Below are 22,298 nucleotides of genomic sequence, written 5' to 3'. Positions count from 1 at the left end.
AAGTTTCCGTTGATAGTTAACACTTCCGTTCTGTGGTTTTCGTGGTGGTTTTGAGGCGTTTGTTGGGTTTAATTATAAACTTTTGAGGTGATAATGTAAAATTGGCTTTGTATATCAAGTTTGAAAAAAGAAAAAAAGCCCTCCATCACAGAGGGCTTCCTTCACAACTCATACAAAACCACTTCACCAGCAGCAAGTGATTTCTGCACGTCAATAATTCGTTGGTTGCTGGAACCGCGGAATGCTAGGTTTGGGTCGAAAAGTTTTTGTTCAAAGCGACCGTCTACTAGGACATCTATTAAGGATAGAAGTTCTAGTTTGTCGGCGGTTTCTTGCATCATTTCGTCCCAAGTGTAGCCTGTCCAGGACCAAATGTCTTTTGTTTCGCCATATGTCGCGCGGATTCGTTTTACGACGGATAGGCATGTGGCGGTGTTTAAAAATGGTTCTCCGCCAAGTAACGTTAGGCCTTGGACGCTTTCATGGCCGATGTCTTTTAGGATATCGTCTTCTAGTTCTTTTGTGTAAGGTTTGCCGTATTTAAATGATTGCGCGGCCTTGTTGTAGCAGCCTTCGCAGTGGAAAGGACATCCGGATACATATAAACTGCACCGGACGCCCTCCCCGTCGACAAAATTGAATGCTTTATAGTCGGCGATATACCCTCTAGATAATTCATTCGACTTCCATTCACACGGTTTTGGATTATTCACCTAGGTTCTCCATGTGTTTCACGCGATTGCTAATTTCTACGTGACGTCCATGAACCATTGGGCGTTTCATTGGGTTACCTAAGTAGCCACAAGTACGTTTTACAACATCTGCTTTTTCAGGATCTGTATTGCCGCAGCTTGGGCATTTGAAGCCTTCTTCTGTTGGGACAAATTCGCCTTCAAAATCACATTCGTAACATTTATCGATTGGTGTATTTGTACCAAGGTAAGCTACGCGGTCATAAGAGTAATCCCATACAGCCTCAAGAGCTTTCGTGTTGTGAACCATTTTTGGATACTCGCAGTAGTGAATGAATCCGCCAGAGCAAAATTCTGGATATTCTTTTTCAAAATCAATTTTTTCAAATGGCGTGATTTTTTTGCGAACATCGTAGTGGAAAGAGTTTTGATAGTAGTCTTTATCTGTGATGTCTTTAATTACACCATATTTTTCTTTGTCTAAACGGTTGAAACGATCTGTTAGGCTTTCACTTGGTGTCGAGTAAACACTGAACCAGTAGCCGTATTCATCTTTCCAGTTGTCGGCATAGCCTTTTAATTCTTTTAAAATATCAAGCGTGAAGTTTTTCGCTTCAGTATCGCCTTCCCATTCGCCACCGTAAAATACAGTTGCTGCTTCATAAAGACCGATATAGCCGATAGAAATAGTGGAGCGTTCTTTATTGAATAGTTGGTCAACATTTTCGCCGTCTTGTAGTCGTTTGCCAAATGCCCCGTATTTATATAAAATTGGCGCATTTTCTGGGCGTGCTTGGCGTACGCGATTTAAACGGAAAAGTAGTGCATCTTTGACTGTTTTCATGCGTTCGTGGAAAATTTCCCAGAAACGGTCTTTATCGCCGCCACTTTGGATAGCGATACGTGGAATGTTAAGCGTTACAACACCAAGGTTGTTTCTTCCCGCGTTTACATGTTCCCCATTTTCGTTTTCCCAAGCTGGTAAGAAAGAACGGCAGCCCATCGGTACTTTGAAATCGCCTGTTAAGCGAACGAGCGAGTCGTAGTTAAGTACGTCTGGATACATCCGTTTTGAGGAGCATTCTAGCGCTAATTGTTTGATATCGTAGTTTGGATCTGCTGCATTTAAATTAGTTCCACGGCGAATCGAAAATACTAATTTCGGAAAAATGGCTGTATGTTTATCTTTGCCAACGCCGCCAATTCTTACGTTTAGGATAGCTTTTTGGATTTCGCGGGCAAACCAATCTTCACCAAGACCAAAACCTAGTGTTACGAACGGTGTTTGGCCGTTACTTGTATACAATGTGTTGATTTCGTATTCTAAGCTTTGCATGGCATCGTAAATATCTTTACGTGTTTTCTCTGCCGCATAGCCTTCTTGTTTTTCGGGAACGACCCATTCCATCGCATCTTTTTTATGTTTTTCGAAGTTCAAACGCGCGTAAACGGATAAAACTTCATCAATGCGGTCAACAGAACAGCCACCGTACTGTGAGCTAGCTACGTTTGCGATTATTTGAGCAATTTGGGCTGTAGCTGTTTGGATTGATTTCGGACTTTCTACGTTGGCGTTACCAATCGTAAATCCTTTTTTGAGCATTCCTTCGATGTCGATTAAACAACAGTTGGTCATCGCGTGGTATGGGCTGTAGTCTAAATCGTGAAAATGGATTTCTCCTTTTAAATGGGCATTGGATACGTGTTTTGGCAGCATGTATTTTAATGCGTAACTTTTGGCTACGGCTCCTGCTGTCAAATCGCGTTGTGTGTTAAAGACAGTCGCGTCTTTGTTGGCATTTTCATTGACTACTGTTTTGTCTTTTTGTAGTAATTTTTCTACGCTTTTGTGCATATCTGTGATGTTTTCACGCTCATGGTCGCGGTCATGGCGGTACTCTATGTAAGCCCTCGCTACATCAGGATACGTCGATTTCATTAAAGTATTTTCGACGCAATGCTGGATTTCATCGATGGTCATATCTGTTTTGTTAGGTAATTCACTTACAACCTCAAGCAAAATCTCTTCTAAGAAAGTTTCGTCCTCTAAATTAATTGCTTTCATTGATGCCTCGACAGCATTACGAATTTTAATTAAATCAAAGTTAGCTTTACGGCCATCCCTTTTTATTACCTTCTGTTCATTAAGTTGTTCCACGTACATGATAATCCCCCACTAACTATATATTGTGTCTGCTTTAATAATATAACACAAGATAAAGCTTTTTTGTAATGATATCTGAGGATTTTTTGGAATTGGGACTAAAGAATTAAATCGCATGAAAAATCCTTCACATAAAAGGTCTTTTGTCCCTTTACTTCTTTTTATTTTTTTGGTAGTTATGCACTTTGCCCAACAGATGAATTTTTTCTTTGTGCAAATTGCCATAGTTTTTGTGAAGCGTTTTCATATACAATGAACACAAGTTAAAAAATAGAAAGAGGCGAAGTAAGTTGGCACAATTATCACTAGAACATATTTATAAAATATATGATAACAAAGTAACTGCAGTTTCTGACTTTAATTTAGAAATCGATGACAAAGAATTCATCGTTTTCGTAGGACCATCCGGTTGTGGTAAATCTACAACATTACGTATGATTGCTGGACTAGAAGAAATTTCTAAAGGCGAATTATCAATTGATGGCAAAGTAATGAATAATGTTGCACCGAAAGACCGCGACATCGCAATGGTTTTCCAAAACTACGCATTATACCCACATATGACTGTATATGATAATATGGCATTTGGTTTAAAACTTCGTAAAATGCCGAAAGATGAAATTAAAAAACGTGTGGAGCACGCAGCGGATATTCTTGGCTTAACAGAGTACTTAAAACGTAAACCAAGTGCACTTTCCGGTGGTCAACGTCAACGTGTTGCTTTAGGTCGTGCCATCGTTCGTGACGCTAAAGTCTTCCTAATGGATGAACCACTTTCCAACTTGGATGCAAAATTACGTGTGCAAATGCGTGCGGAAATTACAAAACTTCACCAACAATTAGATACGACAATGATTTACGTTACCCATGACCAAACAGAAGCAATGACAATGGCAACTCGTATCGTTATCATGAAAGACGGCGTTATCCAACAAGTTGGTTCGCCAAAACAAGTGTATGATCACCCAGTGAATATGTTCGTAGCCGGCTTTATTGGTAGCCCTGCAATGAACTTCTTCAAAGGTCGTTTAGACGGCGCTAACTTTATCGGTGATGACTTCACTATCGCTGTTCCAGAAGGTAAACTGAAACTTCTTAAAGACAGAGGATTCGACGGCAAAGATATCGTTTTCGGTATTCGTCCAGAAGATATCCATGATGAACCAATCGTTATCGAAGCAAACCCAGGCTATACGTTCAAAGCAACTACAATCGTTGCCGAACTTACTGGTGCTGAATTTATGCTTCACAGCCGCGTTGGTACACATGAATTCGTAGCTCGTGTTGACGCTCGCTCTGAACACCAACCAAACGAAGTACTGACTTTAGCATTCGAAATGTCTAAATCTCACTTCTTTGATCCAGAAACAGAAGATAACTTAACTGATTAATATACTTATGAAAAAGCCGCCGAATTTGGTGGCTTTTTTTATACGCAGATAAAAATCATTGCATCATTCCCGATTCACACATGGTATACTTAGCTTATTAACTAAAAAGGATGATTTTATTTGACTGAAAAATATTTAATTTGTTCCGATATTGATGGCACGTTACTACGCCAAGATCAAACTGTATCCGAAAAAACGCGCGATTTAATTCAAACTTTAGAAAAAGATGGCCATATTTTCTCTATTTCTACAGGGCGAATGTATCCTTCTGCTCGTGAAGTTGGTTTTAAGGTCAGCAACTCTGGCCATGTTATCGCATCGAACGGTTCTTATGCGGCTATTCGCGATGAACAATTGCTTAAAACGACTTTAGAAACCAAAGCAATCCGCTCTACTTACGAAATTATGAGCGACTTTGATTTGCCACTATTTTTCTTCTCCACTAACGCTCTTTTCTATACAAAAGAACCACCTGCTTTCTTCCGTGAACTTGCGGATAAAAGTCGCCTAGATACGGGCCATAAGAGTTTTTCGCTCGTTTCTATTGATGATAAAAGTGTTTTTGATGAGAATATGCACCAATTTTTAAACGCGATTGTTATTGCTGAAAATGAGGCGTCCAAATTAACCGAGGTTCGCACCGCTCTTAATGAAGCAAATGGCATCCGCGTACTCTCTTCTCACCATGATAATTTAGAAATACTTCCTGCTAATTCTGACAAAAAAACAGCTGTTGAAGCGCTCGGGAAACATTATGGTATCCCGCGTGAAAGAATTATTACGTTTGGTGATGGCGAAAATGACATTGGCATGCTACAATATGCTGGAACTGGTGTTGCGATGGCGAATGCAAGTGATAACGTCAAAGCAGTAGCTAGTCATCTTACTGACACGAATGAAGCAGATGGGGTTTACAAATTTCTAAAAGAATTCATTTCATAAGAGAAGGGGAAAAGGGATGAAAAAAGGGATTTTAAACATATTGTTGGTTTTTGCTTTAATTACGGGAATTTCGGTACCTGGTTCTATCCAAGTCGAAGCAGCTGCTCCAACAATAAAAGTACATTTCATTGATGTTGGCCAGGGGGACGCCATTTACATCAAAGCACCTAGTGGGGAAGATATCCTCATCGATGCCGGCAACAAAGGCAAAGGAAAAATTGTCGTTAACTATTTAAAGAAATTAAAAGTAAAAGATATTGATATTATGATTGCCTCCCATTCAGACGCTGACAACATTGGCGGCTTACCGGAAGTCATGAATAGTATCAAAGTAAAAAGCCTTTATGCACCAAATTCGACTAACACAACAGCCGCATACAAAGATTTTGTGAATACGGCGAAAAAGAAAAAACTAGCTATAAAAACCGCCAAAGCTGGTGTAAAACTCCCCGTCAAAGGAGTAAATGCCCAGTTTGTAGGTCCTGTTAAAACATATGGCAAAACAGATCGAAATAATTGGAGCGCTGTTCTCCATGTCGCATATAAGAAAAACACCTTCCTTTTCACAGGAGATGCACAAACAAAAGCAGAGAATGATATGATTAAAGCGAAAAAAACATTACGAGCTGACGTGCTTAAAGTAAGTACACAAGGTTCGAAAACTGCAACTAGCAAAGCTTTCGTTAATGTCGTAAAACCAAAATACGCCATTATAAGCGTCGGTAAAAATGGCTACGGTCACCCCACTTCCCAGACTGTCAGCACGCTAACCCAAGCAAAAGCAAAAGTTTATCGAACGGATCGTAATAAAACAATTGTTATCACAGGTAACGGTAGCACATATTCAATCGGAAAATAATTTCGATGTCCAAATTCAAAAGGCTCATAATAAAGAGAAAACTTTATTATGAGCCTTTTTTCAATAATGAGTAGTGCTTAACCTTTTTTGAGCAATAAATAGGCTAAATGTGGCAAAATTATTGCGGTTACATTGGCTTAAAACGGGTATTTTCATAAAAAAGAGATTCTTTAGTAGTCTGTTTTTAGTACTTCATCGCACTTTTACGGTGATACAATAAAGTCATGTGAGCACTACTGAATCTGAAGGAGACGAAGCGAAAAAATGGCCTATCCATTTAATCACAAAGAGTTTGTTGCAATGATGGATCAATACAATTTAAAATCCAACAGCATCACGATTCCTGAGCATACCATTTTAAATGATTTAGTAACAGACAATCAGGATTGTGTGTATTTACTAAAATCCGGTTTATTAGCTGGATACATTGATTTCGATAATGATAAAATTTATTCTATATTCTCAGCTAATTTTTTCATGGGGTACTATACTATTTTCGAAAACACACCACTTTTACTTACTTATCAAACGTTAACAGAATGTGAAGTCATCATATATAAAAAGAAAGATATTGAATATTCATTATCTCTTTTCCCTGAAAATTTTGGTTTTCAATATACTATTATGAGAGCCATTGCGAAACATGGTTATTACAAATCACTTATACAATATCGCGATAAAAAAGATCAATTAGCTTTTGTTTTTGAAATGCTTGTCAAAATTCTTGATATTGATGTAGAAAACGGTGTAGCTGCATTACCGAAAGCAATTAGCACGACTGTTATTAAAAATTACTGTACCCTTTCCAAAGCATTCTTCTATTCTCAACTGAAAGAATTAAAAGAAGCGGGTATTATTTCAAAAGTAAAATTACAATGGCGCGTTAATATGGACGCTCTATTAGAAAAAAATAATGCAGTAGATTAACAAAAAGGATGCAGCTTAATGAGCTACATCCTTTTTTTATTTAATAGCTAAAGCGAAAATGCTAACTTCTTGCTCTTTTCCACCATAACTAGCTTGTTTTGTTTCTTCTTTCTTGTAACCAAGGTGTTCAAAAAATCCACGACCTTTTTCATTCTCCGCTAAAACGCCTAACGCTAAAGAATCTGCCCCGCCGTCACTAGCCCACTCTTTGATGGTTTGGTGAAGCACTTTCCCAAGGCCATTATGACGAGCATCTGGAGTTAAAAGGAGCAAGCCGATAAACCAGCGACCTTTTCTCGGGTAATCGGAAACGATATCTACTAAGCCGATTGGTTTTTCATTTTCATCCAATACTGCTAGCACGAATTTATCGAATCGTGTTTTCCCGTTTGGAATTTCAGTGATAATTTTTAATGCATCATTTTTCGATGCGGGCTTATCTTGTTCAATTAAATAATAATCTTCGGATGCCGCGCAAACAGCCTCTGCAAGTTCTACATCTTTTTCATTTAAAAATTTCACATGATAATTACGTTTCATTATTTCACTCTTTTCTTTATCAAGTTTCCAAATCAATCATGCCATAAATTCCTTGTCGTTTCAATAGATAGCCGCAAATCCATCCGAATTTATGCTATACTAGAATGAGTTTATGATGGAAAAGGAGCTAGTATATTGTATAAATTAATTGCGATTGATATTGATGGAACACTACTAACAGATGATCATAAGGTTACAGATGAAGTAAAAGAAGCCATTCGTCAAGCTAAATTAAAAGGTGTAAAAGTGGTTCTTTGTACTGGACGCCCGCTTGTTGGCGTAGAAAATTATTTAACAGAACTTGATTTACGTGAAGAAGGCGATTACGTTATTAGTTTTAACGGCGCACTCGTTCAAGATACTTTTACAAAAGAAGTTATTTCTCACTTAACGCTTGGTATCGAAGACTTAAAAGATATTTATCAAGTGAGCTTAGATAGCAATTTGCACATGCATTTCTTTGATGACAAAGCACTTTACACGCCAAACCGCGAAATTGGCAAATATACAATTGTTGAGGCATATCTTACTGGTAGCCAATTGATTTATAAAGAAATCGAAAACGTGCCGGAAGATTTTATTATGTCGAAAGCAATGTTTATTGAAGAAGCGCCAGAACTAGAAGCTGGTATTGCGAAAATGCCGGAATCTTTCCGCGAAAAATATCATTTAGTTCGCAGCACCCCTTTCTACTTAGAAATTCTGAATCGTGATGCTAGTAAAGGTAATGCGGTCAAAGAACTTTCCGAAAAACTTGGCATTAAGCAAAGTGAAGTTATCTGTATTGGCGACCAAGAAAATGACGTTACGATGCTTGAATTCGCTGGACTTGGTATTGCGATGGGCAATGCTCCGGAAAGAATTAAGCAACTTTCTGATTATACGACTGCTTCGAACAATGACAGTGGTGTCGCAAAAGCGATTCAAAAATTCGTGCTGGATAAATAAAACAAAAACGCAGATTCCTTTTCGAATCTGCATTTTTTAACTATCTTTTTAAAAGAATATACTTTAAAATATATTAGTAGAGTTTTTTAATAAAAATCGCTTTAATGGAGGTTATATTAAATGGAACATCAAAAACGTTCACCATTCCCGAAAGACTTCTTATGGGGTTCTGCATCTGCAGCTTATCAAATCGAAGGAGCATGGGATGCAGACGGCAAAGGTAAATCAGTTTGGGACGAATATGTCCGCATTCCCGGAACTACTTTCAAAGGTACTAATGGCGATGTCGCTGTTGACCATTATCACCGTTATAAAGAAGACGTAAAACTAATGGCAGACGCTGGCCTAAAAGCTTACCGTTTCTCCATTGCTTGGACTCGTATTTTCCCAAATGGTAAAGGCGAAGTGAATGAAGCTGGATTGAAATTTTATGATAACTTAATTGATGAGTTGCTTAAATATGACATCGAACCGCTTGTAACGTTGTATCACTGGGATATCCCACAAGCATTATTTGATGAATACGGTGGTTGGGAATCTCGCCAAGTTATTGAAGATTTCACAAATTATTCCACAACACTATTCAAACGTTACGGTGACCGCGTGAAATATTGGGTTTCCTTGAACGAGCAAAATATCTTTGTTGGTATGGGTTATGGTCAAGCGCTTCACCCACCAAAAGTTAGCGATCCAAAAAGAATGTACGCAGTAAACCACATTGCGAACTTAGCTAATGCAAGTGTTATCAAAGCTTTCCACGAAATCGTTCCTGATGGAAAAATTGGACCAAGTTTTGCTTACACACCACATTATCCAATCGACACAGATCCTAAAAACGTTCAAGCTGCCGATGATGCAGAAGAATTAAATAGTTATTTCTGGATGGATATGTATGCTTTTGGTCGTTATCCGAAAGCTGTTTGGAAATATTTAGAAGAAAACGATATTGCGCCAGTTATTGAAGATGGCGATATGGAACTACTTGCGTCTGCAAAACCAGATTTCATGGGCGTAAACTACTACCAATCCGCAACTGTTGCTTACAACCCACTTGATGGTGTTGGTCAAAACAACGAAATGAACTTCACTGGTAAAAAAGGCAGCACAAAAGAAACTGGTATCCCTGGCGTTTACAAAAAAGTTGTTAATCCTTTCGTAAAAACAACGAACTGGGATTGGACAATCGACCCTAAAGGCTTACAAATTGCGCTTCGTCGTATTAACAGCCGTTATGCTTTACCAATTTTAATTACGGAAAATGGTTTAGGTGAATTTGATAAATTAGTAGATGGCGAAGTAAACGATGACTACCGTATTGACTATCTGAGCGCGCACGCAACTGCTATTCGCGATGCAATCAGTGACGGTGTTGATATGTTAGGCTATTGTACTTGGAGCTTCACAGACCTTCTAAGCTGGTTAAACGGCTACCAAAAACGTTACGGTTTCGTTTATGTTGATCGTGATGTGGAAGATGATGCGCCAATGACTCGTATTCCGAAGAAAAGTTATTACTGGTATAAACAAGTGATCGAAACTAATGGAGCAGACTTATAAAGTATGGCTGAATATCAAAATCAGCTAGCTAGAATCCAAGCCAAAATCACTACTTTAAAAGAAAAAGATGGCGATATGACTTTATTTGGTTCAGAAAGCCATGCCTATAAACTCAATCAACCTTTGTCTAATCAAACTATTGCTGCGTTTGAAAATGAGCATCAAATAACTTTACCACAAGGTTATCGCGCATTTTTGGAGCAAATCGGTAATGGTGGAATGGGTCCTTACTATGGTTTAGAAACACTAGTGGACGGGCTTTGTTCTTCTCTTGATTACAAGGATGAAAAGTATGGTGTGCAAACGCTGAGCAAGCCTTTTCCCCATACAGATGACTGGAATGCGCCTGGTTATAAAGAAGGCATGTCCGATGAAGATTATGATGCTTGGCAAGAACTGTGCTTTTCTGATAAAGAAGTATTTGGACTTCTGCGCATTGCTAATTTTGGTTGTGGTGTCTCGATTAACCTTGTTGTAAACGGCCCTTCTTACGGAGAAATTTGGGTCGATGACAGGAACAATGACAATGGCGTCTATCCTGATTTTTATTTTGGAAATGAAGAACGTTTAAACTTTTTGGAATGGTATGAGTTATGGTTAGATAAATCTATTGAAGCAAGTGAATAAAGAAAAAACCGCTAAAAAGTGCCTACTCTTTTTTAGCGGTTTTTTTATGTAATGTTCAAATATGATTGCTTTTTATTGTTTAACAATTTGCATGCTATACTCCATTTATATTATAGAAAAGGAGTAGATGACATGAAAAAATTTATTCTAGCAAGTATTGCATGCACGACCTTGATTTGTTTTAGCCCTTTAGCTGAGCAAGTCGAAGTAAATGCTGCTACATCAGACATTACAACTGCCCCAGAAAAAAGTTTACAAGAAGCACCTCCAGCCACGGTTGATCAAATTTTTCCAGATGATGCTCTAGCTTTTAAAGTCGCACAGGAACTAGGTGTTTCCGAGGATACGGTCGTCACCCAAGAACAACTAGATACTATTACAACAATGGTATATGTGGCGTTCGGTGTGGAAGATTTAACAGGGATGGAATATTTACACAACTTAAAATTGGTAGATTTAAGCCAAAACAACATTAGTAACTTAGAGAATCTCGCTAATTTAACAGAATTAGAAGTTGTATCACTTAACGAGAATCAAATTACAGATATTACTCCGCTAATGAACTTACCTAAGTTAAATAACTTAGAACTAGGTGTTAACCAAATCTCCACCTTACCATCCTTCGAAAATTTAACTAATTTAAAGATATTAAATCTAAGTAGTAATCAACTAAACGATATTTCGGCGCTAAAAGATACTCCCCAATTAACCAATTTATCTATTTCAGCAAATAATGTATCAGACATCAGCGTCCTTTCAGCACTTGATAATCTCAAAGTTTTTTATGCCGAAAGCAATCAACTGACTTCTATTGAGTCATTAAGAAATAAAACAAAACTTGAATACTTTGATGCTAATTTTAATCAAATTAAAGATGTTACACCTCTCAGCACCATTCCAACCATTAAGTCCATACAAATAGAAGAAAATCAGATTAGTGATTTCAGCTCATTGGCAAGTCACGACTTAGATTTGTTTGACGCTACTGGACAAAATATATACCTTCCAGATGTTGCACTTGGTGATTCAACTAACATTGTAATTAAAGATAACCTTGGAGTAACATTACATGATTGGGTTTGGTACACTCCAGGAACTTACCAAAACGATACACTTACTTGGGAAAATGCAGGCGATAATTCTGCTTACTTTTTAAATAATCAATATCCAACTTTCCCTTCTGTCACAGTCAATGTCTATCAAACAGTTACTCCTTAAATAATAACAGCCTAGTTCTTTTATAGAACTAGGCTGTTTTACTTTCTTCTTCCCGTTTCAACAGCGAATTTGCCATCATTTGGAAGCAGAGAATTAAAATCATAAATACGACTAATGGAGGTAAAATTATCCAGAATTGATGATTGGCGAAAACGAATTTAGCGTTGGCGATTAGGCCAGATAATTCAGGGATAACAGGGTTTAGCATACCGTCATCCGCGCCCATGATTGCCCCGCCGATGAAAATGCCAAAGATAGCCAAATGCACGAACATCTGCAAAGTTTGAATGAGTTGCTCAATCCAAATCAACATTAATTTAGACCATATTTGTGGATTGATATGCTTGGTTAAAATCCAGCGAGCATTTCCGCCAAAAACGAGCGCACTCAGGATGAACTCTTTTTTCAAAACTTGGGAAATTTCACTGCTGATTCGGTTGGTTGTAATTGGCAGCACGATGACTACCATGATTAAAATTTGGAAGCTAATTCGCGTCAATAGGCTTGTTTCGAAAACGCCGGAATAGCTGATGAATTCGTTGACCATGATAATAAATACGAGTAGCGACAGTGGCAGATAATGCATCCCGTCCGCTATGCTTTGAACGAAATTGCGGGTTCGTGGCTTGCTGAAAAACGCGAGCGGCACTGCCACAATGTAACCAATTACGACACGTAGCGTTGCGATGATGACAGCGACGAGTAGTGTGTATTTGATGCCGACTAGTAATTGGTCGAGAATGGAGTTGCCGGCTTGGTCGGTGCCTAGCCAGACTTGCGAATTGGGTTTGAATGGCGCCATATCGGTTACTCGTCCGGTCGCATCACTGATGAATTTAAGCGAGTTGATTTTGTCTCCCATGAGTCCATAAATAAGGCTTGCGATTAGTAAGCTACTAAGTGTGATCAGCGGAATGCTGAAAGACGGACGTTTTAGGAGCTGGCCGGTCGTTACTACAAAGTTTCGCCATTTGCTTTTAAGGTTTACTTTTCCCGCAAAGGTCTTCTGGAAGCTGTTCCAATGTAGCGGGATTCGGGTAACGTTTGCGCTCTCGGTGGTTTTCCCGCGGCTAATCCATAGGTCCAGTAGTGCATAAAAAAAGTAAAATGGGGTGAAAACGAGTGCTAATACTAGGAAAATGTTTAGTGGGCTAAATCCTGCTAGCAAATAGTAGAGCACGCCTTCGATGCCGAACAAAAATTCTACAACGAGGTAGGCGCTTAGAATAAACCAAACGATGGTTTTTGATTGGTAAAATAAACTTTGCATCATGTTTGGTGTGGCATGGCGCAGTAAAATTGCTCTGTCAGTTAAGCCTTTTCCGCGCGCTAATTGGATGTAGTCAGCTTGCCATTCATTTTTCATGAGGAGCATCATCATTTTGTAAAAGAGCACGGTTGGGATGATTGATAAGCAGACGACTGGTGCGGCATATATTTGCTCGCCGTTTAAGCTGTAAAAATTCAAGGTGAATACGCCGGTTTGTTGATATATGTAGACGACGGCCATTTGAATAAGGAAGATAAAAGAAAAATCCGGGAATGCTTGAAGTATCGATAAAAAGCCGTCTAAACCGTGGCGCAACCATTTGGGTCCACGGAATGTTGCTAGGACTAAAAGGTAGGCGACGATTAGCGCAATAAGCAAGCTCGCTACGATAATTTTCATCGAGTAGAAATACGGTCCTGCGATAAAATCTGCTAAAGACACGTGGAAAACTTCGGCGGCTCCTTGGTAGCTTATTTCCCATTTTGTTGGATGTAAAATGGCAGAGAAAATAGACTTGAGGGCCTCGAAATACGTGCTCGATGACCAGGATGTCACTTTGCTGAATATCGCGGGAACACAGCTGATTAAAATAATTCCTAAAATTCCTAATAAATAATGTAGAAAAATTTTGACAATTCTTTTCATATGTATTATTTCTCGCTCTCTCTTATTTATAAATCTAGGACACACCTCTAATGAGATATGCCCGAGATTCTAGTTATTTTAAGTCTAAATGACCAATTTCATTTAATTTTGTTAGCGAAAATTCGCCATTTTGGTATTCTACGATGCTAATACTTGTGTTCAAAATTCTTGGTGCTTCTTTGCGGTGGTCTTCGATGGTTCCGCCTTGTAGCAAATATAATAATAGCGTTAGCGACATTCCGTGAGAAACGACTAATATGTTTCCGCTTGGATTTTCAGCGATGATTTTGTCAACGCCTTGTAGTAGTCGTTCGGCAAGCTGATAATAAGTCTCGCCTCCGTTTATTTCTGCTGTGTAGGCTTTTGGATCATGGAGGATTTGCGCACGTTCTTTGGGGTGTTTTTCGTCAATTTCCATTACCGTAACGCCTTCCCACGTTCCAAAACTCATTTCTTTTAGTTCTTCAAGTGGTTGAATTTCGATTTCGCGGTCGCCGAGAATGTAAGCCGCAGTATCTTGCGTGCGTTTGCTTGTGCTCGTATAAACGGCATCAATTTGTGTATCTTTCAAGACTTCACCGACTGCTTTGGCACCGTCGATACCTTCTGCAACTAGCGGAGAATCGCCCCAGCCTTGCATTTGTCCAGTCATGTTCCATTCTGTTTTACCATGTCTTACAAAATAAATTCTACGTAAACCTTCTGCCAAAATTCTGCCTCCTAATTACACATTCTTCTAAAATTGTATCATGAATAGGCATATTTTCAAGGTTTTCTTATTTATTTGTCGGTATCAAGTGGTTTTAAATGCGCTAAAATATCTTCGCGACGCTCTTCCAAATGCGGCGGCAAATCAACATATGTGCCATGCTCTTTCGCGAAATCGGTTTGGAAACCTGGTTCGTCAGTTGCTAGTTCGATTAAAATACCATTGCTTTCGCGGAAGTACAAGGAATGGAAATAAAAACGATCGATGTAGCCGGAATTTTTATAGCCAAGGTCTTGAATTGTCTCAGTCCAGCCAATTAAGTCGCCATCTGTTGGTACGCGAAACGCAACATGGTGAATTCCGCCAGCACCTAGGTTGCCTTGCTCTAAATCAGGTCGCGACTCCACGTGAACTTCGCCGCCAAGTCCGACATCACCAGTTTTAAAAACAGTCAATAATTTATCATCTTCCTCGTATGCGCCAATGCGTTCGAAGCCTAAAACTTTTGTTAATAGGCGGTCTGTTTTCTCTTTTTTGAAAACGGAGAAGCGCACTGGGCCAAGTCCGCGAATCGCGTATTCTGCTGGTACTGGGCTATCCTCCCAAGGGGAAACCTCGGTTGTTTGCGTGCTTGTTTCATCGGAAATCAAGTTGACCGGCAAGCCATCCGTATCTTTTAGGCGAATAATTTTGCGCCCGAATTGGTCGATTGGTTTGCTGTGGAAAATACGATGCTCATCGAGTCTTTTATCCCAATAACGCAAAGCTTCATCGTTTGGCACGCGTAAACTAAGCTGCGAAATCGCATTGCGTGATGGATGATTTTTGGCCATGTTCGGCACTTCAAAGAAAGTTAGCGCTGTCCCCGGCGAGCCAATTTCATCACCATAGTATAGGTGGTACGTATATGGATCGTCTTGGTTGACCGATTTTTTCACTAATCGCAATCCCATTATTTTTGTATAAAAGTCAAAGTTTGCTCGTGCATTCGCTGTAAAAATAGATACGTGATGAATTCCCGTTAATTTCATAAATAATCACTCTCCTAATTTTTTTAATAGCTTGAGTAGTTCTTTTTGTTCGTCTCTCGTTAATTTATCAAATTGCGCCTGTTGAAAAGCTTCTTGTTTTGGCACGTTTTCGCGGTAACACGCTTGGCCTTTTTCTGTTAAAGTAATATGTTTTTCGCGTCCCGTCTTCGTCCGCGTAATATAACCTAATTGCTCTAATTTTGCGAGGAGTTGGGTAACATTTCCCTTCGTTACAACTAATTTTTCGGCAAGTTGCTGCTGCGTAATCTCGTTGTCCAAACCAATCTGAGCAATACAATCAAACTGCGCCGTTGAAATCCCTACAGCTCGTAAATTCTGGTTGGTTAGCTTCATATTTCGATTATAAAAACGACTAAACCGAAACCAAAGCAAAACCCCTAGCCGTTCTTCTTTTCTCACCATGCTCTTCCCCTCCTCTTGATATTATTAGTTTAGTCCTAAACTAAATGAAATGCAAGAAAAAAGTCTAGCACCTGTTTACAAACAAATACTAGACTTTTAGTTAATTGCGTATTTTATAAAGAGAAACAATCCCTGTACCGAGAAGCAGTATTCCCATGAAAACAGCTAGAGAATTTTGGCTATCACCTGTTTTTGGCAATGAAATATTGACATTATTCGTAGCCTGAGCCTGTCCACCAGCATTTTTGGTAGTATCACTTGGCGTCTCTTTGTCAGGATCATCAGTCGGATTTTCCGAGTGCTCATTCAAGCTAAACTGAGCATATAAAGTAAGATCGTTGGCCGGCATTTTGTCAGTGGAAAAATCCCATTCAGTTCCACCAGTTTTAGCGTCATACCATCCTGTAAATGTGTAGCCTTCTTTTTCCGGCGCTGTCGGTTCAGTTAATAACGTATATGCACCTACCGTCTCTTTAGTTACTACTCCATCAACGTCAAAACTCACCGTATACATCTCTAAAGGTTGTTTTACTACACCACTAAAAGTTTCTGTGGCACTACCAATCGTTACCACTTGCGAAAAAGTATAGCTCACTTCACTAACATAATTAGCTAGATTCCAAGTAACGTTAGTATTATCATAGGTTCCATTGTCGCTTATTGCCAGTGGTGCAACAATTTCTTGCTTATTATTTTTCACATTATTTGGAATAACGATATTGTTTTGATACGGCAGTGGCTTATTAGTTATTTGTTGACCGGATAAATACATACGTGTCAAATTCGTTAAATTCGCTATCGGTGTTAGATCACTTATTTGATTATTATGCAAACCAACATAGTCTAAATTAGTCAAATTAGCAAGTGGGCTTATATCACTTATTTGATTATTGTCTATACCGAGACCGTCTAAATTCGTTAAGTTTGTCAGTGCGCCTATATCACTTATTTGGTTATGATCCAAACTCAAGCTAGTTAGATTAGTTAAATTAGCAACTGGACTGATATCACTTATTTGATTCTCTGTAAACCATACCATGTTTAGCTTACTTAGAGCAGACACGGCGCTTATATCACTTATTTGATTATAAGCTAAGTTTAAGTGAACTAAATTTGTTAAATTCCTCACAGCACTTATATCCGTTATTTTGTTATCGTGCAAATCTAAATATGTTAAATTCGTTAAGTTTTCCAAAACACTTGTATCAACTATATTGTTTTGATACATTTCTAAGTCTGTTAATTTCGTTAAATCTTTTAAATCGCTGATATCACTTACACCAGCATTACTTATATTTAATTTTGTTAAATTTGTCAAATACTGAATTCCTTCGATGGATTCTATTGGTAAGTTCGTTTCCAATTGCGTCAAAGCATCTAATTCGCTCTGGGAAACAAGATCTGTAACACTCGCTTTCCCAAGTTTAGTCTCCATTGTTAAAGCCATTTGAGGGTCAGGAAACACTTCATTAATCGGCGTCGGTTGTGCAAGACTTGCTGCTTTGGCATCAATTTCCGGACTCATACCTAGCCACAAGCTAATTCCCAAAGCCATAGTTACTGTTATCCCGACTCGAACTAGTAAAGTTTTTATCTTCATTGTAGTCTCCTATCTGTTAATTAATTTACACCATTTGCGCATTTCAAATTAATATTAACACAGGGAAGATTAAATTTTTTGTTCCATAAAAGACTTTTTTACGTGTCATTTCCTTTAAAAGTGTCGATTTTTTGTCATTTTAGCTTTTTTATAAAAACTCTACGGCAATTCGTTTATACACATCCACCATCTCTAAATAATTCTCCACAGAAACATTTTCATTTACTTGATGAGGCGTCTCGTTTCCGGGCCCAAAAATAATTACTGGAAATGGTTTCTTCGCTTTGGTAAATTCTGCTGCATCCGTTGTTCCAGAAATACCAAGTAAAGGGATTTCTTCTTTGATAATGTCACTAGCTACACGTTTAGCAATATTTACTAGCTCTGAATTTTTATCGCTAAATACTGGTTGTTTGTCATAATCAAATAGCAACTCTAATTTCACATTTTCCTGTTTATTTAACTCATTAATAATCTTCACTAGCACTTGTTTCACTGTTTCATTACCCATTTCTGGAATCGAGCGAATATTCCCTTGAAGTTGGGCTTTTTCAGGGATACTATTTACTTGATTTCCACCATCAATTACGGTGACGTTATGAATAAAATTGCCTAATATTTCGTTTGTCGCATCGACTGATTTCGCAAATTTTTCTACTTCATTATAAAATAGCAGCAAATTATCAATCGCATTCACACCATATTCCGGCATCGAACTATGGGCATTTTTTCCAGTAGATTTAACGGTGTAATTAATCGATCCTTTATGGGCGTACACAATCTGATGCCCACTTGGTTCACCAATAATCAATCCATCTAAATCATCTGCATACCCTTTTTGCGTTAGTTGTTCTGCACCAAGTTCACCGACTTCTTCACCAACTGTTGCTAATAATCTAATTTTTCCATTTAACTTTTGCTTCTCTTCTTGAAGTTCAATCATCGCAATAACCATCGCTGCTAAACCTGATTTCATATCAGTGGCACCACGTCCGTAGATTTTCCCGTCATGCTCCGTTGCTTCAAAAGGTGGGAACTTCCACTTGGACTCATCTCCCGCATCAACCACATCCATATGCCCTGAAAAAGCCAAAACCGGCCCGTCGCTAGAACCAATTTCACTAACCAAACTGGCTCTGTCCACGTCATACTGCACCTTTTCAGATTCAATCCCGTATTCACTTAACAACTGCTGCAAATAGTTCGCAACCTGCTCTTCATGTCCATTAGTCGAATTAATATTTACCATGTCTTTTAAAATTTGAAGCTTTTTTTGTCGGTCCATATTTCACGCCCTCTTTCTATGAATTCCATCCTATGTTTTCCCTTTATATAAAAAGGCAAACTAATATCTTCTTCTGCTCACAATAAAAAAATGGCTCAGCTCGGGGCTAAACCATTTTTTAAAATTTATTTTGTTTGGCGTTTTTTGCGGAATACAACTAAGCCGATGCCGATAAGAACTGCTCCAGCAAAAATTGGAATCATCGTGTTTTCATCTCCAGTTGTTGGAAGTGAAGTATTGTCGCCTGAACTGTTTGGATTCGATGTACCATTATCATTTCCAGTTGGATTAGTATTCGGATCATCATTTTTCGTAAATTGGGCGTACAATATTATATTTTCGGCCGGCATTTTACCAGTAGCAAAATCCCATTTAGTTCCACCAGTTTTCGCATCGTACCAACCTTTGAACGTGTAGCCTGCTTTTGTTGGTGCAATTGGTTCATTTAATAATGCTTGATAAGCTACTTTTTGGGTGGTTGTTGTTCCATCAACATCAAACGTGGCATTATAGCTATTAATCGTGAACTGGGCATACAATGTAATATCCTCGGTTGGCATTTTATCTGTCGCAAAATCCCATTTGTTCCCGCCAGTTTTTGCATCATACCAGCCAGTGAACGTATAACCTGTTTTTGTCGGCGCGGTCGGTTCTTTTATTAATTCATTGGCACCAACTGTTATGCTCGTTTGCTTGCCGTCAACATCAAAAATAGCTGTGAACGCTTCTGTTAATGGTTGCGTGACTGTCCCGCTGAAAGGAACAGTTGCATTTTTGAAAGTGACTGGTTGATTAAATGTATAGCTGACATTATTAGTGAAACTAGCTAAGTTCCATGTTAAATTTGGGCTCGTATAAGTTCCATTATTACTTATAGTAGCTGGTGCAATAGGCGCGCCAGAAGGACCTTTTACAGCATTAGGCACGACTAGATTAGTTTGATAAAGTACTGGATCGCTTGTTATTGTTTGATTCGTTAAAGTGACGTTAACTAAGTTTGGTATATTTGCAAGTGGACTAACATCGCTTATCTGATTATCTTTCAAATGAGCTTCTACTAAATTAGGCAAACTAGCGAGTGGTGAAATATCACTTATTTTGCTATCACTCGCATTTAAAGTTGTTAATTTAGATAAGTTAGCAATCGGTGTTAAATCACTTACTTGGGTATATTCAATTGATAAATATTGTAAATTGGATAGGCCGGCAATTGGGCTTATATCTGTTATTTGGTTATGATCCAAATATAACACCTGTAAATTAGATAGGCCTGTAAGTGGTGTTATATCTGTAATTTGTGTGGAAACAAGGTCAAGTGTTTTTATACTTTTGATTCCTGCGATTAAGCTCACATCTTTTAATGGATTTCCAGATAATGAAAGCTCTGTTAGATTCTTCAAGTTTTCAATTGGACTTAAATCTGTTATTTGATTATCTTTTAATTCTAATTCTGACAAATTGTTTAAGTACTGCATGCCGTCTATTGTTGTTACTCCTGCACTGACTGCCGCTAGACGAGTTACTCCATCTAGATCACTTTGCGAAACAGTATCCGTCACATTAGATTTCCCAACAAGTGTTTTCACATCATTCGCAATAACAGGATCTGGGAAAATTTCATTGATTGGTGTTGGCTGAGTAATACTCTCTGCTCGTACCTCCGCACCTTGACTTGTAGTTATATAGAGGCTAATTCCTAGAACAGCTGTTACCATTAAAACAATTTTGAATATCGAATTCGATTGTTTTTCCATAATCCCTCTCCTTAAAATATAATTAAGCATTTCTTTGGAACCATTTAACAAGTAAATACCCTGTTTTAGTCTTACTTAACAAAAAAGATTTGGTTCCTATAGAAAATAGAAACCAAATCTACTTCATTTAAAGGTTACTTGTGTTTTTTCGTAAAAGTACCACTGCGCTTCCAAGGAATAATGTCCCTACTAAAACAGGAATCATGCTCGAATTACCGCTCGTTTTTGGAAGCTTAGTATTTTCACCCTGGTTAGCTGTAATTGTTGTGCCGTCTTTGTCGCCTTTATCATCTTTTCCGGGTGTAATTGTAATCGTATCTGAGCTCGGATCCTTAGTAAATCTAGCGTATAAAGTCATATTCTCGGCTGGCATTTTACCTGTTGCAAAATCCCATTTATTCCCACCAGTTTTTGCGTCATACCATCCTGTGAATGTGTAACCTTCTTTTGTTGGAGTAGTTGGTTCTTGTAGTAAAGCTTGATAATTCACTGTTTGACTCGTTGTTTTTCCATCAATATCGAAATTTGCTGTATAGCTGTTTCTCGTGAAATGCGCGTATAGTGTCATATTCTCAGCTGGCATTTTGTCTGCTGCGAAATCCCATTCATTCCCGCCAGTTTTCGCATCGTACCAACCGTCAAAAGTATAACCTTGTTCTGTCGGCGCGGCTGGCTCTGTTATTAAAGTATTCACTGCTGTATTTTCCGTTGTTGTCGCCCCATTAATATCAAAAGTAGTCACATACGCTTCTGTAATCGGCTGAACTACCGTCCCCGCAAAAGTAACCTTCCCTTTAGCGCCAAGTGTAACTGTTTGATTAAAATTATAACTTACTTCGCCAGTATAGCTATCTAGATTCCAAGTAATATTCGAGCTAGCGAATGTTCCGTTATTACTAATCGTCGTTGGCGGCACTACTTCCCCAAATACATTTTTCAACATATCAGGTGCAACTAAATTAGATTGGTATAGGACTGGAGCAACTGTTATTTGTTGTTTATCAATTTTCAATGTGGTTAGTTCCATCATATTACCTAATGGGCTTGCATCACTTATTTGATTTTCCCGTAAATCTAAATAATTTAAGTTCGTTAGCTTAGCAAGAGGCGTCACATCTTTTATTTGGTTAATAGATAATTGTAAGAATGTTAACTGTGTCAATCCTGAAAGTGACGCCACATCACTAATTTTATTATCTCCTAAATATAAAGACTCTAAATTTTCAAGATGTGCAAGCGGTACAAGATTAGTAATCTGATTGTCGGTCAAACCTAACATGTTCAAATTAGTTAAATATTGTATTCCTTCTATTGAACTTATTCCCTTGCCGTCTGCTTCAAGTTTAGTTATCTGATTCAACTCTGTTTGCGTAACTTCATCAGCGACACTAGTTTTTCCAAGTTCCGCCTTCACCTCGTCCGCTAATGCTGGATCCGTGAAGATTTTGTTAATTGGCGTCGGCTCAGCAATACTCTCTGCCTGAACTTCCAATCCCTGACTCATATTGACCCATAAGCTAATACCCAAGATAGCTGTTACTACATACATAATGCGTAGTAATGAAGATTTTCTTCTTTTCATTTTATCGTCTCCTTAAATTTGGCTAAGTGGACTATTCACTTTTAACCACACCTTAAATTTATGCTATCTGGGTTGAATTGGCGTGAAAAATATTACTAGTCTTTGTTGAATAATTAGAATTATAACAGAAGACG

19 protein-coding genes are annotated in these 22,298 nt (G+C 38.4%); 8 read left to right on the top strand and 11 right to left on the bottom strand.

Annotation, left to right across the window (positions count from 1 at the left end; genetic code table 11):
• Nucleotides 1–161: 161 nt before the first annotated feature.
• Nucleotides 162–713, bottom strand: a complete 552-nt coding sequence (gene nrdG / locus HCB49_RS00245) for an anaerobic ribonucleoside-triphosphate reductase activating protein (protein WP_003722900.1) — start codon at nucleotides 711–713, stop codon at nucleotides 162–164.
• Nucleotides 706–2,856, bottom strand: coding sequence for an anaerobic ribonucleoside-triphosphate reductase (gene nrdD, locus HCB49_RS00240; RefSeq protein WP_185480813.1), 2,151 nt, complete (start codon nucleotides 2,854–2,856; stop codon nucleotides 706–708). Before nrdD ends, nrdG begins: the two co-directional genes overlap by 8 nt.
• 290 nt (nucleotides 2,857–3,146) lie before the next feature.
• Between nrdD and msmX the strand changes: the two genes are divergently transcribed.
• From msmX to HCB49_RS00220, 4 genes are all read left to right on the top strand, one after another.
• A complete protein-coding gene (msmX, locus tag HCB49_RS00235) occupies nucleotides 3,147–4,247 on the top strand; it encodes an oligosaccharide ABC transporter ATP-binding protein MsmX (protein ID WP_185603706.1) in 1,101 nt (366 codons plus the stop codon).
• 120 nt (nucleotides 4,248–4,367) lie between these two features.
• Nucleotides 4,368–5,189 (top strand): HAD family hydrolase, encoded by an 822-nt coding sequence (locus tag HCB49_RS00230; RefSeq protein WP_185603704.1) that lies wholly within the window; start codon nucleotides 4,368–4,370, stop codon nucleotides 5,187–5,189.
• 16 nt (nucleotides 5,190–5,205) lie between these two features.
• The gene (locus HCB49_RS00225) at nucleotides 5,206–6,048 is read left to right on the top strand and encodes a ComEC/Rec2 family competence protein (RefSeq protein ID WP_185603702.1); all 843 of its coding nucleotides are present in this window, start codon (nucleotides 5,206–5,208) and stop codon (nucleotides 6,046–6,048) included.
• Between the two features lie 264 nt (nucleotides 6,049–6,312).
• Entirely contained in the window at nucleotides 6,313–6,975 is a 663-nt protein-coding gene (locus HCB49_RS00220; protein WP_008946683.1) for a Crp/Fnr family transcriptional regulator, read from the top strand.
• A gap of 36 nt (nucleotides 6,976–7,011) precedes the next feature.
• On the opposite strand, the gene HCB49_RS00215 is transcribed toward HCB49_RS00220, so the two are convergent.
• Nucleotides 7,012–7,515: a GNAT family N-acetyltransferase gene (locus HCB49_RS00215; protein ID WP_185502979.1), complete on the bottom strand. Its 504-nt coding sequence runs from the start codon at nucleotides 7,513–7,515 to the stop codon at nucleotides 7,012–7,014.
• A 135-nt stretch (nucleotides 7,516–7,650) separates the two neighbouring features.
• On the opposite strand from HCB49_RS00215, the gene yidA reads away from it, so the two are divergent.
• The 4 genes from yidA (at nucleotide 7,651) to HCB49_RS00195 (ending at nucleotide 11,865) form a co-directional block, all read left to right on the top strand.
• Nucleotides 7,651–8,463, top strand: coding sequence for a sugar-phosphatase (yidA, locus tag HCB49_RS00210; RefSeq protein ID WP_185502978.1), 813 nt, complete (start codon nucleotides 7,651–7,653; stop codon nucleotides 8,461–8,463).
• Between the two features lie 120 nt (nucleotides 8,464–8,583).
• Complete coding sequence (locus HCB49_RS00205; protein ID WP_069891947.1) at nucleotides 8,584–10,020, top strand: glycoside hydrolase family 1 protein; 1,437 nt, start codon at nucleotides 8,584–8,586, stop codon at nucleotides 10,018–10,020.
• A gap of 3 nt (nucleotides 10,021–10,023) precedes the next feature.
• Nucleotides 10,024–10,647, top strand: coding sequence for an SMI1/KNR4 family protein (locus HCB49_RS00200; RefSeq protein WP_185603701.1), 624 nt, complete (start codon nucleotides 10,024–10,026; stop codon nucleotides 10,645–10,647).
• A gap of 132 nt (nucleotides 10,648–10,779) precedes the next feature.
• The gene (locus HCB49_RS00195; protein WP_185603699.1) at nucleotides 10,780–11,865 is read left to right on the top strand and encodes a leucine-rich repeat domain-containing protein; all 1,086 of its coding nucleotides are present in this window, start codon (nucleotides 10,780–10,782) and stop codon (nucleotides 11,863–11,865) included.
• Between the two features lie 28 nt (nucleotides 11,866–11,893).
• Here the strand turns inward: HCB49_RS00195 and HCB49_RS00190 are convergent, their stop codons facing one another.
• The 8 genes from HCB49_RS00190 to HCB49_RS00155 all read right to left on the bottom strand — a co-directional run bounded on the left by HCB49_RS00190 (nucleotide 11,894) and on the right by HCB49_RS00155 (nucleotide 22,164).
• Nucleotides 11,894–13,780: an ABC transporter permease subunit gene (locus HCB49_RS00190; RefSeq protein ID WP_185603697.1), complete on the bottom strand. Its 1,887-nt coding sequence runs from the start codon at nucleotides 13,778–13,780 to the stop codon at nucleotides 11,894–11,896.
• 73 nt (nucleotides 13,781–13,853) lie between these two features.
• Nucleotides 13,854–14,489 (bottom strand): histidine phosphatase family protein, encoded by a 636-nt coding sequence (locus HCB49_RS00185; RefSeq protein ID WP_185603695.1) that lies wholly within the window; start codon nucleotides 14,487–14,489, stop codon nucleotides 13,854–13,856.
• Between the two features lie 71 nt (nucleotides 14,490–14,560).
• Nucleotides 14,561–15,520 carry a ring-cleaving dioxygenase gene (locus HCB49_RS00180; protein ID WP_185481569.1) on the bottom strand — a complete coding sequence of 320 codons (960 nt, stop codon included), beginning with the start codon at nucleotides 15,518–15,520 and terminating at the stop codon, nucleotides 14,561–14,563.
• 6 nt (nucleotides 15,521–15,526) lie between these two features.
• The gene (locus tag HCB49_RS00175; protein ID WP_008946675.1) at nucleotides 15,527–15,943 is read right to left on the bottom strand and encodes a MarR family winged helix-turn-helix transcriptional regulator; all 417 of its coding nucleotides are present in this window, start codon (nucleotides 15,941–15,943) and stop codon (nucleotides 15,527–15,529) included.
• Nucleotides 15,944–16,043: 100 nt separating this feature from the next.
• Nucleotides 16,044–17,543 carry a leucine-rich repeat domain-containing protein gene (locus tag HCB49_RS00170; RefSeq protein ID WP_185603692.1) on the bottom strand — a complete coding sequence of 500 codons (1,500 nt, stop codon included), beginning with the start codon at nucleotides 17,541–17,543 and terminating at the stop codon, nucleotides 16,044–16,046.
• 148 nt (nucleotides 17,544–17,691) lie between these two features.
• Nucleotides 17,692–18,828: an ArgE/DapE family deacylase gene (locus HCB49_RS00165; RefSeq protein WP_185603690.1), complete on the bottom strand. Its 1,137-nt coding sequence runs from the start codon at nucleotides 18,826–18,828 to the stop codon at nucleotides 17,692–17,694.
• Between the two features lie 125 nt (nucleotides 18,829–18,953).
• Complete coding sequence (locus HCB49_RS00160; RefSeq protein ID WP_185603689.1) at nucleotides 18,954–20,582, bottom strand: InlB B-repeat-containing protein; 1,629 nt, start codon at nucleotides 20,580–20,582, stop codon at nucleotides 18,954–18,956.
• Nucleotides 20,583–20,709: 127 nt separating this feature from the next.
• Nucleotides 20,710–22,164, bottom strand: a complete 1,455-nt coding sequence (locus HCB49_RS00155; protein ID WP_185603687.1) for an InlB B-repeat-containing protein — start codon at nucleotides 22,162–22,164, stop codon at nucleotides 20,710–20,712.
• Between the last annotated feature and the right edge of the window lie 134 nt (nucleotides 22,165–22,298).

The organism is Listeria cossartiae subsp. cayugensis, from assembly GCF_014229095.1.
GTDB lineage: Bacteria > Bacillota > Bacilli > Lactobacillales > Listeriaceae > Listeria > Listeria cayugensis.
Note: the sequence above shows the minus strand (reverse complement) of the source record. Positions and strands in the feature narration are given on the sequence as shown.

Bases quoted from the DNA above. Each gene is read 5' to 3' on its own strand.
- nrdD (WP_185480813.1), bottom strand. From the start codon at position 2,856: ATGTACGTGGAACAACTTAATGAACAGAAGGTAATAAAAAGGGATGGC.
- HCB49_RS00225 (WP_185603702.1), top strand. From the start codon at position 5,206: ATGAAAAAAGGGATTTTAAACATATTGTTGGTTTTTGCTTTAATTACG.
- HCB49_RS00220 (WP_008946683.1), top strand. From the start codon at position 6,313: ATGGCCTATCCATTTAATCACAAAGAGTTTGTTGCAATGATGGATCAA.
- HCB49_RS00215 (WP_185502979.1), bottom strand. From the start codon at position 7,515: ATGAAACGTAATTATCATGTGAAATTTTTAAATGAAAAAGATGTAGAA.
- HCB49_RS00205 (WP_069891947.1), top strand. From the start codon at position 8,584: ATGGAACATCAAAAACGTTCACCATTCCCGAAAGACTTCTTATGGGGT.
- HCB49_RS00200 (WP_185603701.1), top strand. From the start codon at position 10,024: ATGGCTGAATATCAAAATCAGCTAGCTAGAATCCAAGCCAAAATCACT.
- HCB49_RS00195 (WP_185603699.1), top strand. From the start codon at position 10,780: ATGAAAAAATTTATTCTAGCAAGTATTGCATGCACGACCTTGATTTGT.
- HCB49_RS00190 (WP_185603697.1), bottom strand. From the start codon at position 13,780: ATGAAAAGAATTGTCAAAATTTTTCTACATTATTTATTAGGAATTTTA.
- HCB49_RS00180 (WP_185481569.1), bottom strand. From the start codon at position 15,520: ATGAAATTAACGGGAATTCATCACGTATCTATTTTTACAGCGAATGCA.
- HCB49_RS00175 (WP_008946675.1), bottom strand. From the start codon at position 15,943: ATGGTGAGAAAAGAAGAACGGCTAGGGGTTTTGCTTTGGTTTCGGTTT.
- HCB49_RS00170 (WP_185603692.1), bottom strand. From the start codon at position 17,543: ATGAAGATAAAAACTTTACTAGTTCGAGTCGGGATAACAGTAACTATG.
- HCB49_RS00165 (WP_185603690.1), bottom strand. From the start codon at position 18,828: ATGGACCGACAAAAAAAGCTTCAAATTTTAAAAGACATGGTAAATATT.
- HCB49_RS00160 (WP_185603689.1), bottom strand. From the start codon at position 20,582: ATGGAAAAACAATCGAATTCGATATTCAAAATTGTTTTAATGGTAACA.
- HCB49_RS00155 (WP_185603687.1), bottom strand. From the start codon at position 22,164: ATGAAAAGAAGAAAATCTTCATTACTACGCATTATGTATGTAGTAACA.